Raw genomic sequence first — 17,671 nt, 5'->3', positions numbered from 1 at the left:
ATGGAAATTCCAAAGCATAGACACTGTTTAAATTGTGGTATCTCAATTCCTCCAGATCAGGTTTTTTGTTCAGAAAAATGTAGAATGGAATATATGCAAAAAAGAAAAAGAATGTTAAGATCTCAATATATGTTTTTAGCAATTGCTATACTCATAACTTTATACTATATAATTTCAATAGCATTTAAGGTTTAAGACCAAAAATTATTTAAAACAATGATTTCAATAAATCTTATGTCTATTGTCCTGACTCCTCTATATAGGAGTTGGGACTCGTCGATGATCCAGTGGATATTCTACCCCTTTAACCCCAAAGGGGTAGTTAAATGATGAAACTGGTGAGGCATAGGGGGATAACTAATTAAAATTAAAAATTTAAACTGTTTTATTATAGAATTAAAAAGATAAATTAAAATTAAATTTAAAAAACTAAATAACTGAATAATTCAATATACTACAAAAATAAAAAATTAAATAAAACAACATAAAGGAGGTAATTACAATGCCTACAGCAAAGTTTGTTGTTGCAGATCCAAAAACAGGTAGATGCTATCAAATAGAGGCAGATAACACTCCATTAGTTGGAAAAAGAATAGGAGAAACATTTGACGGTAGTATCTTAGGGTTAGAAGGATACAAATTAGAAATAACTGGAGGTTCTGATTCAAGTGGATTTCCAATGAGACCAGATATCCACGGAAGTAGAAAAGTTAGAGTTTTACTAAGTGCTCCACCAGGATTTAGACCAAAAAGAAAAGGAGAGAGAAGAAGAAAAACAGTAAGAGGAAATACAATAGCTCCAGATATTGTCCAAATCAACTGTAAAGTTGTTGAATATGGTGAAAAATCAATTCCTGAATTGTTAGGATTAGAAGGTGGAGAGTAAAGTGAATAAATGTTAAAATTAGCATAATTTATTTATTTTTTATTTTTCATAGTTAGTTTTTAAATGAATCTCAGTAAATTCATTTTTATCTTTAATACTATTTTTTGCAACATTAAATATAAATAATGTGGAAACACTATAATGTTTTAAAATATCGTTAAAGTCATAAATAAAACTTAATATTTACACATTATTAATCTTTATTAGTTGTTAAGATTATTTCAATAAATTAATTTAATTAACATGGGGGATAATTATGGCAAAGAAAAAACAATCTAAACAGGCAGAAGTAAATATTGGAATGGTTGGTCATGTTGATCACGGAAAAACAAGTTTAACAAAGGCATTAACTGGAATCTGGACAGATAGACATAGTGAAGAGTTGAGGAGAGGTATATCAATTAGGTTGGGATATGCAGATTGTGAGATAAGAAAATGCCCACAATGTGGAACTTATACAACTAAACCAAGATGTCCAAACTGTTTAGCTGAAACTGAATTTTTAAGAAGAGTTTCATTTGTAGATTCTCCAGGGCATGAAACATTAATGGCTACGATGTTATCAGGAGCTTCACTGATGGATGGGGCTATATTAGTTATAGCCGCCAATGAACCATGTCCACAACCTCAAACAAAAGAGCATTTAATGGCTTTAGAAATCTTAGGAATTGACAAAATTATTATCGTTCAAAATAAAATTGACTTAGTTGATGAAAAACAGGCAGAAGAAAATTATAGACAGATAAAGGAATTTGTTAAGGGAACTATTGCTGAAAATGCTCCAATAATCCCAATCTCTGCCCACCACGAAGCAAATATTGATGTTTTATTAAAGGCAATACAAGATTTTATTCCTACGCCTGAAAGAGATCCTAACGCTACACCAAGAATGTATGTTGCAAGAAGTTTCGATATAAATAAGCCAGGAACTGAAATTAAAGATTTAAAAGGAGGAGTATTGGGAGGAGCAATAATACAGGGTACTTTCAAAGTAGGAGATGAAATTGAAATTAGACCAGGGATTAAGGTAACTGAAGGAAATAAAACATTTTGGAAACCATTAACTACTAAAATTGTCTCATTAGCTGCTGGAAATACAATACTTAAAAAAGCACATCCGGGAGGTTTAATTGGGGTTGGGACAACATTAGATCCATACTTAACAAAGTCAGACGCATTAACTGGAAGTGTTGTTGGCTTGCCAGGAACACTCCCTCCAATAAGGGAAAAAATTACTATAAAGGCTAATTTATTAGAGAGAGTCGTTGGTACTAAGGAAGAGTTAAAAATTGAGCCATTAAGAACAGGAGAGGTTTTAATGCTGAATATTGGAACTGCTACAACTGCAGGGGTTATAACATCAGCAAGAGGAGATATAGCAGATATAAAATTAAAAATACCAATATGTGCAGATATTGGGGATAGAGTGGCTATAAGTAGAAGAGTAGGGTCAAGATGGAGATTAATAGGATATGGAACTATTGAAGGGTAATCTAAATTTTACTTTTGTTATTTTCAGCTCATAAAATTCATTTATTAAAATTGACTTTTTAACTTTTTAATTGTTTGAATTTTAATTAAAAAACTCTATTGGAGGGATTTAATATGAGATATCTAATAACAACTGCCTTGGCATATACGAATGGGCCTTTACACTTAGGTCATGCAAGAAGTACTTATATTCCAGCGGATATTATGTATAAATACTTAAAATTAAAAGGAGAGGATGTTATACATATAGGAGGGACAGACAATCACGGAGTTCCTATTGTATTAACTGCTGAAAGAGAAAGGACAACACCTGAAAAGATTGTTGAAAAATATCATAAAGAAATTAAAGAGGATTTAGATTCTTTGGGAATTGAGTTTGATGCTTTTGGAAAAACACACAGTGAGATACATATAAAAACTGCTCAAGAGTTTTTTTTAAAGTTAAAAGAGAATGGATATATTTATGAGAAAGAGATAGAGCAATTTTACTGTGAAAATTGTAAAAAATTTCTGCCAGATAGATATGTTGAAGGAATCTGTCCATACTGTGGAGGGGAGGCAAGAGGAGACCATTGTGAAGTTTGTGGGAGACATTTGGAGCCTTATGAGTTAAAGGATCCATACTGTGTTATATGTAAAGGAAAACCAGTTATTAAAAAGACAAAACATTATTTCTTTAAATTAAGTGCTTTAAAAAAAGAGTTAGAGGAATATATTAAAAATTCTGAAGAAATGCCTGAACACGTTAAAAATATGGCGTTAAATTGGATTAAAGAGTTGCACGATTGGGATGTGTCAAGGGATCTAAATTGGGGAGTGCCAATTCCAGGAACCAATCAAGTAATGTATGTTTGGTTAGAGGCACCTATTGGTTATATCTCATTTACAAAAATGTTGGGGGATGTTTGGAAAAAATATTGGTTGGAAAAAGATACAAAGATTTATCACTTTATTGGAAAAGATATCACTGTTCATCATGCAGTATTTTGGGTAGGAATGTTAATAGCTCATGGAGAGTATAATCTACCAACATCTGTAATTAGTGGAGGTTATCTAACCTTAGAAGGAAAAAAGATGAGTACAAGTAAAAAGTGGGTTATTTGGATTAAAGATTTCGTTAAATATTTTGATGCAGACTATTTGAGATACTACTTAATAATGTCTGCCCCTTTATTTAAAGATTGTGATTTCTCATTTGATGAATTTAAAAATAAGATAAACAATGAACTTATAAATATAATTGGAAACTTTACACATAGAGTTTTAACATTTACGCATAGAAAGTTTAAAAAGGTTCCAATAGTAGATGAAGAGAGATTAAAAGAGGAAGATAAAAAATTATTACAAAAATGTGAAGAAACTATTGATTTAGTTGATAAAAATATAAGGAGTTTCAAATTTAGAGATGCCTTAGTTAATATATTGCATCTTGCTATTGAGGGGAATAGTTACTTCCAAAAGATGGAGCCATGGGCTGTAGAGGACGAAAAAAGATTGGAGGAAATATTATATACCTGCTGCAAAGTGGTTAAAACCTTAGCATATTTATTGTATCCATATATGCCTAAAAAGTCTCTTGCTTTATTGGATTTAATGAATGAAGAACTTGATTTAAATTTAAAAGGAAACGAACTCAAAAAACCAAAGATTATATTTAAAAAGATAGATGATAAAAAGATAGAAGAGATGAAGAAAAATCTCTATAAAAATAAAGAAAAAGAAGAAAATGAAGGAGGAGAAAAAATGGAACAAATAGATATAAATTACTTAGAAAAAATTGATTTAAGAGTAGGAGAAGTTGTTGAGGCTGAAGATATTCCTAAATCAAAAAAACTTTTAAAATTAGTTGTTGATTTAGGGGATGAAAAGAGACAAATTGTTTCAGGAATTAAAAATTATTATAAGCCTGAAGAATTAATTGGAAAAAAAGTAATTGTCGTTTGTAACTTAAAACCTGCCAAGTTGTGTGGAGTTGTATCTGAAGGAATGATATTAGCGGCTGAAGATGATGAAAGAAATGTTTGTCTATTAACTGTTGATAAGAATATAAAAGTAGGGAGTAAAGTAAGATAAAAAATAATATCATAGAAAAAATGGGCAATTTTTATTTTTTATATGTTATCAAGATATATAAATTTTTTAAGGATGTTATGAGATTATAATCATATTACTCTAAGAGGATATGTATGAAAAATAAACTAAAAGATATTGATGAGCTAATATTTACATTCTTTATTCTTCTTTCTGTATTATTTTTAACATTCATAATAAAGCCAACTGAAATAGTAGATATTATCGAATGGAAAACCATTTTTAGTTTATTCTACATATTAGTAATTGTTAATATTTTAAAAGACTGTGGATTTTTGGAGTGGATTTCTTTAAAAATACTGAAAAAAACTGATAGAGTTTTTGTTGTTCTAATTTTATTGACTTTAATAATGTCTATGTTTGTAACAAACGATATTGCTCTCTTTGTAGTAATTCCAATAACTTTAATAGTTGCAGAATATTGTAATATAAATTTAAGAAAAATTTTAATGTTGGAGGGAATTTCAGCAAATATTGGAAGTTCTTTAACACCCTTTGGGAATCCGCAAAATTTGTTCATATATCATCATTACAATATAAATCCAATAAATTTCATAGTAAATATGGTGCCATTGGAGATTTTTGGACTTTTAATTTTAATTCCTTTTTTAGATTTTAAAAGAGCAAAAATAAATATAGAATCAATAGAAATTCAAACATTTAAAAAAGAGTGGTTAATTTACTTATTAATATTTATTTTAGTTGTTGCATCAATTTTGGGAATGTTTAACTATATTTATTTATTTCCAATAATTCTCTTTATTTCATTAATTAAGAGAGTAAAAATTGACTATCTGTTTATTTTAACATTTTGTGCCTTGTTTATAGATATTGAGGGTTTAAAAAGATTGGGTATTATAGAGTTTTTTAAAATTAGTTATGAGAATGACATATTTGTTATGGTCTATTCCTCAATATTATCTCAAATTCTTTCAAATGTTCCAACAGCCATTTTAATGTCAAATATATACAACAACTGGCTACCAATCGCCTATGGAGTAAATATAGGGGGAAATGGAACATTAATAGCCTCTTTTGCTAATTTGATAACTTTAAGATTGTCAAAGGGAAATATATATTTAATTGAGTTTTTGAAGTATGGATTTATAATCTATATGTTGCATTTAATTTTGTTAGTTATCTATCTTTATTTAAAAAACAGATTTTTATAATTTTTAATTTTGATACCTTAAATAGAGCATAAATATTGTATTTTCAGACATACATCTTACACTAACTACACTAAGGATTAGTAGTAGTCCAATCAATACATTTGCATATTTCATAACAACACCTTAGTTAATTAAATTTAGTTAACTTTTGGGATTATAGGTAATTACTATAAATGATAATACAGGTATTATATAAATTTAATGTAAAAATTAAATCAAATATTTAAATATATAAATATAATAGGTGTAAAAATAGAAATGTGTATTTAATATTAAAAATATTGGAAAAATTCATAAAAATGTAAATTAAAAGTTATTTTTTATGTATTAAGCATTACTTTTTCGAGTTTTTCTAAAATATTAGTTTTTTCTTCTTTATTAGTTTTTTTATCTAAATAAGAGTATATAAATTTTACAATATCATTATTTTTTTTAATAAAATCTTTGCAATATCTTAATTTTATGTTATTAAATATTTTTTCACGGTCCTTTTCATTATTTGTATCTAAGTTTATATAAATCTCTGTTACACTCTTTTCCAGCCCTCCATGAGCAAGAAAATTTCTAATATTAAATTTATCTTTATCTTCTTTTCTAAATTTATACATAGGTATCCAAGATTTTGATATCTTGTTAATTTCCTCTTCATTATATTTTTCTTTAAATATGCGATATATTGTAGATAGTTCTCTTCCAATAAAACTAATATATGGGTTATTTTTGAATAGTTCTTCTTTTAAGTTATCAATCTCTTTTAAAGATAACTCATTTTTAATATATTTCTCTAATTTGCATTCTTTAGAAATCTTATATGCTACTATTATAGAGTCAAAATCTGTTGTTAGTTTTAAGTATCTTTTTAATGTTTTATTATCTGTATCTATTTGGATGTATTTAAAATACGAATCTATAATACCATCAGCTATTTTTTCTATAATTTTGTAATCCACATAGAAAGTTGAATAAACTAAAGGTAGAGCATATTTTATAGATGCTAAAAAAGCATTTATATTTTGTTTCAATAATTTTAATGTTTTTATCTCATTATTTTGGTTTATTATCTTTTTAATCTCCCCAATTTTCTCTTTTGGAGTATATTCAGTAGTATCTAAAGGATGTTGTTGAATTCCACTAAATTGATATGTTGGGATAATTTTTGAATCCTCAACGATATGTATCTTTAACTCTGCCAGATCCCCACCATAAGGATCTGAGTTATAAACTGTTAATTTAGCATCATTTCTTATGGCTAAGATTTCTAAAATATCCCTAATTGCTTTATATGTTAGAACTGGCATATAATTAATTCCATGTGTTAAATCTAAGTGTATATGAACATTACCACTTATATTTTTGGCAAGTTTGTATAATATAAATGAATAATAATCTCTTAGATTACCTAAAAATTTACCATTTGGGAATGAACCTACTCCGGGACATACAATTGTTTCATAATTTTTAATCTCTAAATTTTCATTTTTTATAAAGTTTTCTACATCATTTTTTACTTCATAAACAATGTCATTATAATTATCAGAATTTAGATTTGATAAAGTATCTAATACTAAGATATAAGTTTTATCTGGTTTTATTTTTTCAGAAATGACTGATACAGAAGTTTTTGACGGTTTTTTAATGTCTCCAAGAGTATATTCTACTTCTCTCCAACTTTTAAAATTTCCCCATGGTGCTATTAATATATTTTTCATATTATACCTCCCTCTCAATTTTTATCCAACCCATTGGTAATTCTGCAGATTCATTTTTTACATATACTGTTTTTGTCGTAGGAAAATCAGTATATTCTTCTGCAGATTGCCATGCTTTTATTAATTTTTCATTATTACCAGCCATCTTTATGAATAATTCTTTAATCTCATCAAATTTTTTATTTTCTTTATCGTGCTTCCATAATAAGGGATATATCGTTTTACTGAAAAAGCCCCCACCAAATCCTAAATTTAAGTATATTGCGTTGTTATTTTTTATATCCTTTAAAAGTTTTTCATAAAAGTCTTCGATATATATAGGATAATTTCTTTTTAATTCAAATTCTACAATACATTCAGCAAAACTATTACAAATATCCTTTAAGATTTCAAATTTATCTGTTTCATTTCTTATATTATATGAAGTTTTTAGTTTTAGTTTTTTAGATATTTCATTTATAAATTCATCCTCAATTTTTATATCTATATCAAAATTACCATCTACTAAAGCTTCTACATCTTCTTTTACTCCAAAAGGATTTCCATGTCTCTTTTTTATATACCATCTTTGAGTATTTATAAACTTAAATGTTCCATTCAAATTTAAGGAATCTGAAATTTTAAGATATTTAAAAAAGTCATTCTGAGCATTATCAGATATTGCATATTTAATAAGTTTTTTTTCTATATCATTCACATTTACATGTCTTTTTTTAGAATCTGATTTATGGTTATTTAGATTTAGTATTTTTAGTAATTTGGTAAAATGTTTATCATAATAATAAAACAAATATGCAGTTCTTATTGCCCCTTTAATAGAACTTCCAGGAATATATGGAACTCCATTTTGAGATATAAACTTTTTAACTCTTGTTTTACTATCATTTTTTATTTCACAATCTAATGACTTAGATACATAGTTATCATCAGTAGGACATAATTTCAATCTACTTAGAATATCCTTAGCATTAACCTCTATTCTATTATTGTGAATATTTTGCTTTATATAATCGGTTATTTCATTTATTTTCTTAATATCATTAATATTATCTAAAACTTTATTGAAATCCACAATATACACTTTACCATTCTCTATAAAATAATCTAATGGAGTATATTCGTCCCCACAACCAATAAAAACTGGTGATAATACTTTACACTTTACTATCATTATAATCCCCTTTAAATGGAATTAATATTGGCTTTCCATGGAGATAAACATTATGACATTTAAAGTTTTCAGGAGCAATATTGTCTAATACGCAACCTTTAAAATCTGATTTAACGATAGAACCCTCAGTTAAAGCCAAAACTCTTTTTTTTGGATATGAAAAACTGTATGGTGAGTATATGTAACCTCCAAATTCCATAAATTTGTAGTATATAATTTTATCGTAATTGTTTTTATTTGGAATAGCAATTCCCAATGTAGTTTTATATCCTAAATTATCAGACATTTTGAATAAATTTTTAAAATCGTTATTTAATTCAGAAATCTTTACGCTTTCAAAAAATCCTGCCCCAGAACTTCTTTCACCTCCCAAACCTTCATCGGCTATTAACCTTATAGATGCCTCTAATTTATTAATAAATTCTTCATCATCACTATTATAATCAATTAAAAAGTAATAGCCAACATTTTTATGTAGTTTTATGAATTCAACAGTGTATAATTGTCCTCTGTTATCTATTTGTAATGAAATATTTTTTATTCTATCTATTGCCACTTTTTGTTCAAGAATTGAGGATATTAACTTAATTTTTACATCTTTTAATGAATTTTCTGTTATATTAAATACTTTTTTTATTTCGTCTATTTCGTCCTTTGATATTACTATCTTTTTATTTATTGTCTGATTGTTTATAATTTCTTTTAAATTTTCTCCTTCCCATTTTATTTTTCCATTTAAGTAATCTATATAAGCCTTTACAGAAAAAAACTGTATTTTTTTGACATCTTTTGGAGTAATACCTTTAATATTTTCCTTTAAAATATAAAAGTAGGGATGTTCTGGTTTAGGGATTAAATAAATATCTTCATTATTTCCATCAATTTTTAAAAATAAAGATGAAATTTTTATATTTTTTAATTCTTCAAGATTTTTATCATTTTTTCCATATAACTTTACATAATTATTAAATATTGCAGAAAATAAACTGTTTGAATGGAAAATATAGCCACTATGTTCTAAACTACCCTCTCCAAAGTGATATTTACTATTTATTTTTGGTTTTAATTCTACCAACTTTATGTTTTCAATAACTTCCATAGTATCCACCAAAAATTATAGAAAATAAAGAATTAAAAACAATTTGTTATTTATTAGGTATCATTTTGGTCATAAATCCAAAAATTATTGTCATCATTTTTTTTATCTAAAATTTTGATTAATTCATCTAAATTATTTGTAGATTCGTTAGGCTTTATAATTTCCTTACCTTTTCCTTCATAATATTTTTTGGGTCTATTAATTAACTTTAACTCCCTAAATTTGATTTTACCATATCCTCTACTTCCAGAACCTCCTAAATAATCATCTTCTAACAACTTCAATCCTTCAATAAATTTTTTTATTAACTCTTTATCGTTCTCTTCATAAATGTTAAACACAACCTCAAACTTAAACATACTTCCTTTTACAACCCTTTCAGTAAATCTTGGATGTTTAGCAGTTCCTTTTAATCTATCTATCATATTTTCTGGCTTAATTTCTAAGTAATCATTAATTTCATTTAAATCAACTGGAACATATTCATTTTTATTGTTATCTTTTTTAACTAAATAGGCATCCCTTACAACGACTCTTGGAGGTTTTATAATATTGTTTGAATTGTGAGGACCAAATAACTGACATATTACACATTCAACACGACCGCATTCGCATGGCTCACCATTATTTTTTGGTTTTCTTTCATTATTTTCTATTTTGTAAGTCCCATATACTTTTTCTAATAGACTTCTTATTTTTCCTTTTAAAGAACTACCTGGAATATACACAAGACCATTAGCATCTTTTATAACTGAATTATCTGTTCCTCCAATTTTTAATGTCTCTTTATTACCCCCAATATGAATTCCAGTTTGTAGTTCAATAATACCCTCTAATATAACCTTACCTTTTAATAATATCCCATTATCTTGAGAATCTTTTGAAGCCTTTGGAATATTATTTGTATTATTTCCAAAAACCATAATATCCCCCAATTAATGTTCTGATTTTGCATAGATTCTATGATATGCTACAACAGATTCATAAAAGGTCTTGAAGTTTTCAAATTTCTTAAATTTCTCTTTTGGAGTGGATGTATTATCTATATTATCAATTACACTATTAATAAGATACTCTAATTTTTTTAACGCTAATTTTTTATTACTATCTTTTTTTTCTTTTCCATAATAATATGCAATTTTTGGCTTTATCAATGAGAACTCAATAAACCATTTAATATTTTTTCCTCCATCATTTTTCTTATAATTCTCATAAATTCTTAATACATAATCATAAAACTCTCTAAATTTTGTAGAGGGTAAATCTGAAAAATGCTTTTCTGCAAGATATTCAGATAGTAATATTATTTCACATATTTTATCTGCTAATTCTTGAAGATTTAATATATCCTTTACATACTTGTCGATAATTTTACAAAAAATTACATAATCTATTTCTTGAAATATAGTATCTACATTTTTTTCTAAATCTCCTTTTAAAGAGTTTTGGAATTTTTTTATATCTATATTCCCTATATCTTTTTGCATAATAATTAAATCTAATATATCATTTTTGACATTTTTAGGTATATCATAAGTTTTATTTTTAATATTAACTTTTAAAGGCTGAGTTTTTAGAACCTCAATAATATTACAAATATCACTTAAAATCTGACTGTATTTCTCATTATATTCTAAACAATAGCGATTTCTGGGGTCTTTAGTATTATTTTCAATCTTATTTTTTAATTTATCTTCTAAGGTATTAGATTGTTTTCTATTATGTCTTTGCTTATGCATTTTTCTCACCCTCCCTCGTTTTAAGTTCAACAATTTTGGCGGCAACTTTCAAATCATTACAACTGAATTTAATTTTAGGGGACTTTATTTGCCCCATAACCTTACTTTTAAGATAGTCTTCAATAAATTTAACATTCTTATCTAATTTATTGTTATTTTTGTAGTTTCTATAAAGGTAGTAGAGCATTCTCCAATAGTAAGGTAGATTTAATATAATCTCACCATTATTTTTCTTATTAATGACCTTATTTAATCTATCTGCCACATTTTGAGAGATATGCAATAATCTTCTGCTAATCTTTGAATCTTTTGAAATTAGAGCATTTTCAAACCTCTTTTCCAATTCATTCTCATTAATATTTTCAACTAAACTTTCAAATTTCAATAATATTTCGTATCTTTTAGGTAAGATTCCAATTTCTTGTAATTTTTTCCATTTTTCCCACATTTCTTTATTATAATAAACTTCTACATACCAGTTCATAGGACTTTCAAAGATAGATAAAGCATTTTTATCTATCTTCATATTATCATCTTCATAAATACTATATCCTTTTGCAGTTTCTAATTCCTCCTCTGCTATATTAACTGCCTTCTTAAATTCAAACTTTGGATCAATTAAAACAATTCCAGCACTTAGTGTAATATCTGGATTATAGCACACAAATTTTGAAAAGTTCTTTCTAATTCTTTTAGCTAAATCAATAACAACATCCCAACTTCCAACTATTAAGGTATCATCACCCCCAGAATAAACTAAATATATATAATCTTTGTATCTTACAGGCTCTCCATTAATTTTTACAGTTTCAGTTTTACCAGTGTTTATTAAATGAGGAATGTATCCTGTAAAAAATAAAGTTAACATGGAACTTAATGTGCTCATTCTTGAGATAGATGCTCTACTTTTTATTTTTTTGTTATTTTCAGTAGATTCTTTACCTAAACCCTGAGTAAATATAGTCCCAAGATAATCAACATCCATCTTCAATATTGCTATTTTATTAGTCCCTGTTCTTTTATATGCTAAATTTGCTAAAGTATCGAAATCTCTTATTTTATATTCCTTACTGTCTTCATCTTCTTCTACTTTCTCTAATGGAAATGCAATACTCCATATTTTATATGGTATTATAAGTTCTCCACTATCATGAGGCAAATAGTATGTGTCAAGCCAATAATTGTTGTCATTAAAATCTAAACCTAACTTATCAATTAGTTCTTTAATTGCGGGAATATTAGAAAATTTCGTCTTTATTTTTAGATGTTTTATTTCAAATTCTTTATTGAATTCAATTTTTTTATTAATTTCAAACTTTTTCAAAATTTCTGTAAGCATTATAAAAGATGCACAATATTTACAAATTATTTCTTTATTATTTTCTTCATATAAATAGAAGTATTCTTTATTTTCATTTTCTTTCTTTAATTCAATATCTCTATTGCATATCTTACATTTGTCCTCTTTTTCAGAGCCATAAGGCTTAAAAATTTCACTAATTTTATAACTAAATTTTTTAAACTTCTTTTTAAGAGTAACATCTGCAACATATCGCCAAATTTTTGCAAAGTTTTCATCATTTTTCATTTTGAAGTTATTTGGGGTTACATCATATTTTTCAATAGTAACATAGATTTTTGTTTTAAACATATTGTATAATGTGTCATTTATCTTTTTTTCAAATTCATTAATTTTATTGTCATCTAAAAGATAACTCAAAATATAGAAATGACCTCCTCCATAATATAGTATATTAGCTATTGGTAAATTTAGCTCTTTACAAATGTATTTTGCTAAATATTCAGTTAAGAAATCCAAGTAAAAACTTCTACCTTTTAATGATTTTATAGCATATTTTGAAGAGATTGTAAAAATAAAATTCTGTATTCCAGATATATCTCCATGAATTAATGAAAATATTGGCTTATTCCAAAGTTTTTTGTTATTTTTCAGTAGTTTTTCGATATCATCATCTGTTAGTTTTCCATCTTTGTATAAATTATATAAGCAACATGCAATAGCACAAGTAGTTTTTAAATGGTCAAATAATGAGATATCTGGTATTCCTCCAAAAATTTTATTTCCTTTCTTCCATAATGTTACTGATGGAATACACCACATATATTTTTGTATTAACTGGTAAAGTTCTTCAAAAGTAGGTTCTGAAAATTCCTTTAATTCCTCATTAAATCTTGTTAAAAGATTATAATATGTATTATCTTCACTATGAAAAGATGATTCACGTGCAAAAATTACTTCATCATGTATTTTTAAGGGAATACATTCATACTTGTAAGTGATTTCGTTATTATAAATTGTAAGGGCTTCATCAATATAATCTTCTTCATTAATTCTAAGAATTTCAAATATTGACATTAATTTTTGTTTATTACTGTTTAATATTTCAATATCCTTATCTTTATATATTTCTTCATATGTTTTTGGAGATTCTCTTTCACCACTGCTCAACCAATCGGCTAATCTAACAATCCCCACTAAACCTCTCTTTATTTTATCATTATGATGTTCTTTAACAATGTTTAAGATTTTTTTCTTTGTTTCCTTATCTAAATTTGTTAAAAATCCTTCTTCAAATTTGTTTTTCAGATATTTATAACCAAATTCCTCATGCGATTTACTTCTTGGATTTTTAGCCCTCTGTATAAACTTCCCAATATCGTGCAATAAACTTCCAATCATTAACGCTTTATAATCTTTATCCATAACAATCCCCCAATAATAAATAATATTTGTTAATAGGTCTATTTATATTTTCTGAATCTACAATGTTTAAATTCTCTAATTGTTATCACTTTACCATTCTCTATAACTTCTTTAACCACTCTTTTTGTAGTTGCATAAATAGGAATTAAATTATTCTCAAAGGCATAGCTAACCATATTGTATGTTGCTCCAAAGTCCCCCTGTATTAATACATAGTCCCCATCATTTGCATTATTTTTTAGAAATTCTTTTATAGGTTTTAGATAATCGGTTATATCCTCAACTTCTGGGGGAATATTACTCCAAATATTTTGTAATTCTTTTGGCAAATATATAAATTTATCTACCTTTAAATTTTCCTTTGCATCTTTTATTTGGTCATCAGTAAGATTATGAGAAAATAATAAAAACATCTTTGGCAAAATTATCACCTATTTTTAGAATTTGAGAATCTTTCATATTCTTTTTTTAACATATCAAGAGGTAACTCTTTTTTAATAGACGATAAATCCTCATTCAATTGATTTATTATATCCTTCACATGGGAAAGAATCTCATCATTTATTTTATTTCCATTTCTTTTATAGCTGAAAATTTTATAATATTTATTATTTAGAAAATTCATAATCTGATTTTTAGAGCATAATCTTCTATTCAATATGAGCCATTTAAATACTTTGAAGTAATCTTTACTACTAACATTGTATGTTTTTGATAGATTGAAGGAGATATAATTTAATAAAGCAAATTCTAAGACATTAAAATCATAGAAATCCTCATCTTTGTAGTTATTAACTATATTCATCACTTTATTAACCTTCTCTACTACATTCTCGTTATTATCAAGTTCTTCCAAAATTTCAATAACATCCTTTAATTTTTCATTAGTACATCTATTTTTACATTTAGGAGATAACAAATTCTTCTCTACAAAATTCCAATATATTTCATTATTTTCAAGTTTATATGCATTAATAACTTTTTGAATTAGCAAAGTTCTAAACAATCTATTTAGTAGATTTAAATAATATTCTCTATTTTTCTCATTATTGTTAATTTTCTCTATTAAATTGTCTATAACTTCCTCTATATCTGGAGGATTCTTTTTATATAATTCTTCAATACTTTCTAAATCTTTTTCAGTATTAAATTCCACACCTTTATGGACAACATCAGCATGTGCTATTGTATTTCTTATATCTCTCAACCTTTCATAAATTGCATTAACTTCCTTAAAGAACAATAAATCTACGGCATAAGATAATCTTTTCATTAAGTCCCTATTTTTGTGTGTTGGAGTTAATCCATATTTTTCACATAGCATCCAAAATATAGAGTCAGTTAAACATAGATATCCAGAACTGTATTTTTTATTATCAAAATTCCACTCTGCCATTAATTTTTGAAACTCATAGTATGAAGATACATTATTAAATCTTTCACTAAATTCCTTTAACTTTGGAATAATATATTTTGTAAATCTTCCAAAATCTTCATTGATGTTGTTCAATATTTTATTTAATTCCTTTATATCTTCCCTAACTTCCCTTAAATAGTTTGCATCTATATGAATTGAGATTTTTCTAAGATTATTAGCCAATAATTTGTTTTCCTCTTCCAACAAATCAGAAATTAAATAACTATTCCCATATTTTGTAAATTCATACATTCCTTTAACCCAATCAAGAATTTCAAATATAGGGCTTAAATCAACAATTGGAGCATAATTTAGTTCTTTATAAACATCTAACATTCCATAGTATATTCCTTCAAGTTTAATATTTTTGAAGTATCTAAGGAATTCTAACATTACATACATAAATAGAGGGATAGATCTAAATGAATGAGTAATATCTAAATAAATTTCATCATTATCATTTATTTCATTAGTTAAAGACATAAAAATATCGAAATTCTCCCAAATTTCTTCTTTATTTATTCCATACTTAATAAGCAAACACTTAGAGCCACCTTTTGCATTAGGATTAATCTTTTTTAAATATTCATCTAAGACATTACATAGTTCTTTTAAATCCTCTTCTTTCAATTCATGATTTTTATAATTAGATTTTCCAACCTTTTCTCCGATATATTTCCAATATTTTTCATTAAATTTCCCAATTTTTTGAGCATAATGTTTATAGAGTTCCTCCCACATAGATTTACTTGTTCCAACAACTATAATTTTATCTATCTTTAACTTTTCAACTAAAACTGATAAAACAAAAGGACTCTCTATTTCTTTATTATCCCCTTCGAATCTGTATTTTGCGGTTCGATATTGCCTTTTGTATATATCTTCGTTAGTATCTCCCACACCCAATGGGGCTATTAATATTTTTGCCAAATATCATCACCTAACTTTGCAATATTTATGAGTGTTAGACAAAATTATATAAAATAAAAACTTTAGCGAAGATATATAAAACAAATAGTGTTATATAGAGATAACAAAATATAAGACAAAATTTGTATAAAATGTGTAAAGGTGAGGTTAATGAAAATATACTTAAACGGAAAATTTGTTGATGAAAAGGATGCGAAAATTTCAGTATTTGACCACGGTTTGTTGTATGGAGATGGAGTATTTGAAGGAATTAGGGCATATGATGGCGTTGTTTTTATGTTAAAAGAACATATTGACAGATTGTATGATTCTGCAAAATCTATTTGCCTTGACATCCCTCTAACAAAAGAAGAGATGATTAGTGTAGTTTTAGAAACTTTGAGAGTTAATAAGTTAAGAGATGCATATATAAGGTTAGTAGTTACAAGAGGAGTTGGAGATTTAGGGTTAGATCCAAGAAAGTGTAAAGAACCAACTATTTTCTGTATAGCAATTCCTATGCCTCCATTATTAGGAGAAGATGGGATTAGAGCAATAACAGTTTCTGTTAGAAGGCTGCCAGTAGATGTTTTAAATCCTGCAGTTAAATCATTAAATTATTTAAATAGTGTGTTAGCAAAGATTCAGGCAAATTATGCTGGAGTTGATGAAGCATTTTTATTAGATGATAAAGGATTTGTAGTTGAGGGAACAGGAGATAACATTTTCATTGTTAAAAATGGCGTTTTAAAAACTCCTCCAGTCTATTCAAGTATATTAAAAGGAATAACAAGAGATGTGGTTATAAAATTGGCAAATGAGGAAGGAATTGAAGTTGTTGAAGAACCATTAACCTTACATGATATATATACTGCTGATGAACTCTTCATTACAGGAACAGCCGCAGAAATAGTTCCAGTGTTTGAAGTGGATGGTAGAGTTATAAACAACAGGAAAGTAGGGGAAATAACTAAAAAACTAAGAGAAAAATTTAAAGAGATTAGAACAAAGTGGGGAATAAAAGTAAATTTTAAATAATTTTTTATAACAATATATTATTAATGGATGTCTTTGGACTTGGAAGTTATCAACTCTATATCTTTCTGGATTCATTGAGAGTATATCATTGATCTCCGCCCATGTCGAGGTTTTTATTATCTTCCCACTACTCCATTTCACTCCCGCATCTGGGCATATAATTTTTATTTCTTATACATACTTATATCTAAATCTTTAGATAATGAAAATCTATTAATGTCTAT

14 protein-coding genes are annotated in these 17,671 nt (G+C 26.5%); 6 read left to right on the top strand and 8 right to left on the bottom strand.

Annotated features, from left to right (window positions below):
* From KMP69_RS06315 to KMP69_RS06295, 5 genes are all read left to right on the top strand, one after another.
* Nucleotides 1–195, top strand: a complete 195-nt coding sequence (locus KMP69_RS06315) for a DUF2116 family Zn-ribbon domain-containing protein (RefSeq protein ID WP_214399610.1) — start codon at nucleotides 1–3, stop codon at nucleotides 193–195.
* Between the two features lie 307 nt (nucleotides 196–502).
* The gene (locus tag KMP69_RS06310; protein WP_214399609.1) at nucleotides 503–886 is read left to right on the top strand and encodes a 30S ribosomal protein S6e; all 384 of its coding nucleotides are present in this window, start codon (nucleotides 503–505) and stop codon (nucleotides 884–886) included.
* Nucleotides 887–1,142: 256 nt separating this feature from the next.
* Nucleotides 1,143–2,378: a translation initiation factor IF-2 subunit gamma gene (locus tag KMP69_RS06305; protein WP_214399608.1), complete on the top strand. Its 1,236-nt coding sequence runs from the start codon at nucleotides 1,143–1,145 to the stop codon at nucleotides 2,376–2,378.
* A 113-nt stretch (nucleotides 2,379–2,491) separates the two neighbouring features.
* Nucleotides 2,492–4,450: a methionine--tRNA ligase gene (gene metG / locus KMP69_RS06300; protein ID WP_214399607.1), complete on the top strand. Its 1,959-nt coding sequence runs from the start codon at nucleotides 2,492–2,494 to the stop codon at nucleotides 4,448–4,450.
* A 113-nt stretch (nucleotides 4,451–4,563) separates the two neighbouring features.
* A complete protein-coding gene (locus KMP69_RS06295) occupies nucleotides 4,564–5,640 on the top strand; it encodes an SLC13 family permease (RefSeq protein WP_214399606.1) in 1,077 nt (358 codons plus the stop codon).
* A gap of 320 nt (nucleotides 5,641–5,960) precedes the next feature.
* Here the strand turns inward: KMP69_RS06295 and csx1 are convergent, their stop codons facing one another.
* From csx1 to csx2, 8 genes are read right to left on the bottom strand one after another with little or no spacing between them, the layout of a single operon-like run.
* The gene (gene csx1 / locus KMP69_RS06290; RefSeq protein WP_214399605.1) at nucleotides 5,961–7,349 is read right to left on the bottom strand and encodes a CRISPR-associated CARF protein Csx1; all 1,389 of its coding nucleotides are present in this window, start codon (nucleotides 7,347–7,349) and stop codon (nucleotides 5,961–5,963) included.
* A gap of 1 nt (nucleotide 7,350) precedes the next feature.
* Entirely contained in the window at nucleotides 7,351–8,520 is a 1,170-nt protein-coding gene (gene csm5, locus KMP69_RS06285) for a type III-A CRISPR-associated RAMP protein Csm5 (RefSeq protein ID WP_214399604.1), read from the bottom strand.
* Entirely contained in the window at nucleotides 8,504–9,619 is a 1,116-nt protein-coding gene (gene csm4, locus KMP69_RS06280) for a type III-A CRISPR-associated RAMP protein Csm4 (protein WP_250543589.1), read from the bottom strand. The genes csm5 and csm4 overlap by 17 nt, the downstream gene beginning before the upstream one ends.
* 53 nt (nucleotides 9,620–9,672) lie before the next feature.
* On the bottom strand, nucleotides 9,673–10,542 hold the full coding sequence (gene csm3, locus KMP69_RS06275; RefSeq protein WP_214399603.1) for a type III-A CRISPR-associated RAMP protein Csm3: 870 nt from the start codon (nucleotides 10,540–10,542) through the stop codon (nucleotides 9,673–9,675).
* 12 nt (nucleotides 10,543–10,554) lie between these two features.
* The gene (csm2, locus tag KMP69_RS06270) at nucleotides 10,555–11,358 is read right to left on the bottom strand and encodes a type III-A CRISPR-associated protein Csm2 (protein WP_250543588.1); all 804 of its coding nucleotides are present in this window, start codon (nucleotides 11,356–11,358) and stop codon (nucleotides 10,555–10,557) included.
* On the bottom strand, nucleotides 11,351–14,083 hold the full coding sequence (cas10, locus tag KMP69_RS06265; RefSeq protein ID WP_214399602.1) for a type III-A CRISPR-associated protein Cas10/Csm1: 2,733 nt from the start codon (nucleotides 14,081–14,083) through the stop codon (nucleotides 11,351–11,353). Before cas10 ends, csm2 begins: the two co-directional genes overlap by 8 nt.
* A gap of 38 nt (nucleotides 14,084–14,121) precedes the next feature.
* Nucleotides 14,122–14,505 (bottom strand): CRISPR-associated protein Csx20, encoded by a 384-nt coding sequence (gene csx20 / locus KMP69_RS06260; protein ID WP_214399601.1) that lies wholly within the window; start codon nucleotides 14,503–14,505, stop codon nucleotides 14,122–14,124.
* A 5-nt stretch (nucleotides 14,506–14,510) separates the two neighbouring features.
* A complete protein-coding gene (gene csx2, locus KMP69_RS06255; RefSeq protein WP_214399600.1) occupies nucleotides 14,511–16,430 on the bottom strand; it encodes a TIGR02221 family CRISPR-associated protein in 1,920 nt (639 codons plus the stop codon).
* 150 nt (nucleotides 16,431–16,580) lie between these two features.
* On the opposite strand from csx2, the gene ilvE reads away from it, so the two are divergent.
* On the top strand, nucleotides 16,581–17,447 hold the full coding sequence (ilvE, locus tag KMP69_RS06250) for a branched-chain-amino-acid transaminase (protein ID WP_214399599.1): 867 nt from the start codon (nucleotides 16,581–16,583) through the stop codon (nucleotides 17,445–17,447).
* Nucleotides 17,448–17,671: the final 224 nt, after the last annotated feature.

It is taken from the genome of Methanocaldococcus lauensis (assembly GCF_902827225.1).
Classification (GTDB): Archaea; AGJL01; Methanococci; order Methanococcales; family Methanocaldococcaceae; genus Methanocaldococcus; species Methanocaldococcus lauensis.
The sequence above is the reverse complement of the archived record's forward strand: the minus strand, read 5'-3'. Positions and strand labels throughout refer to the sequence as shown.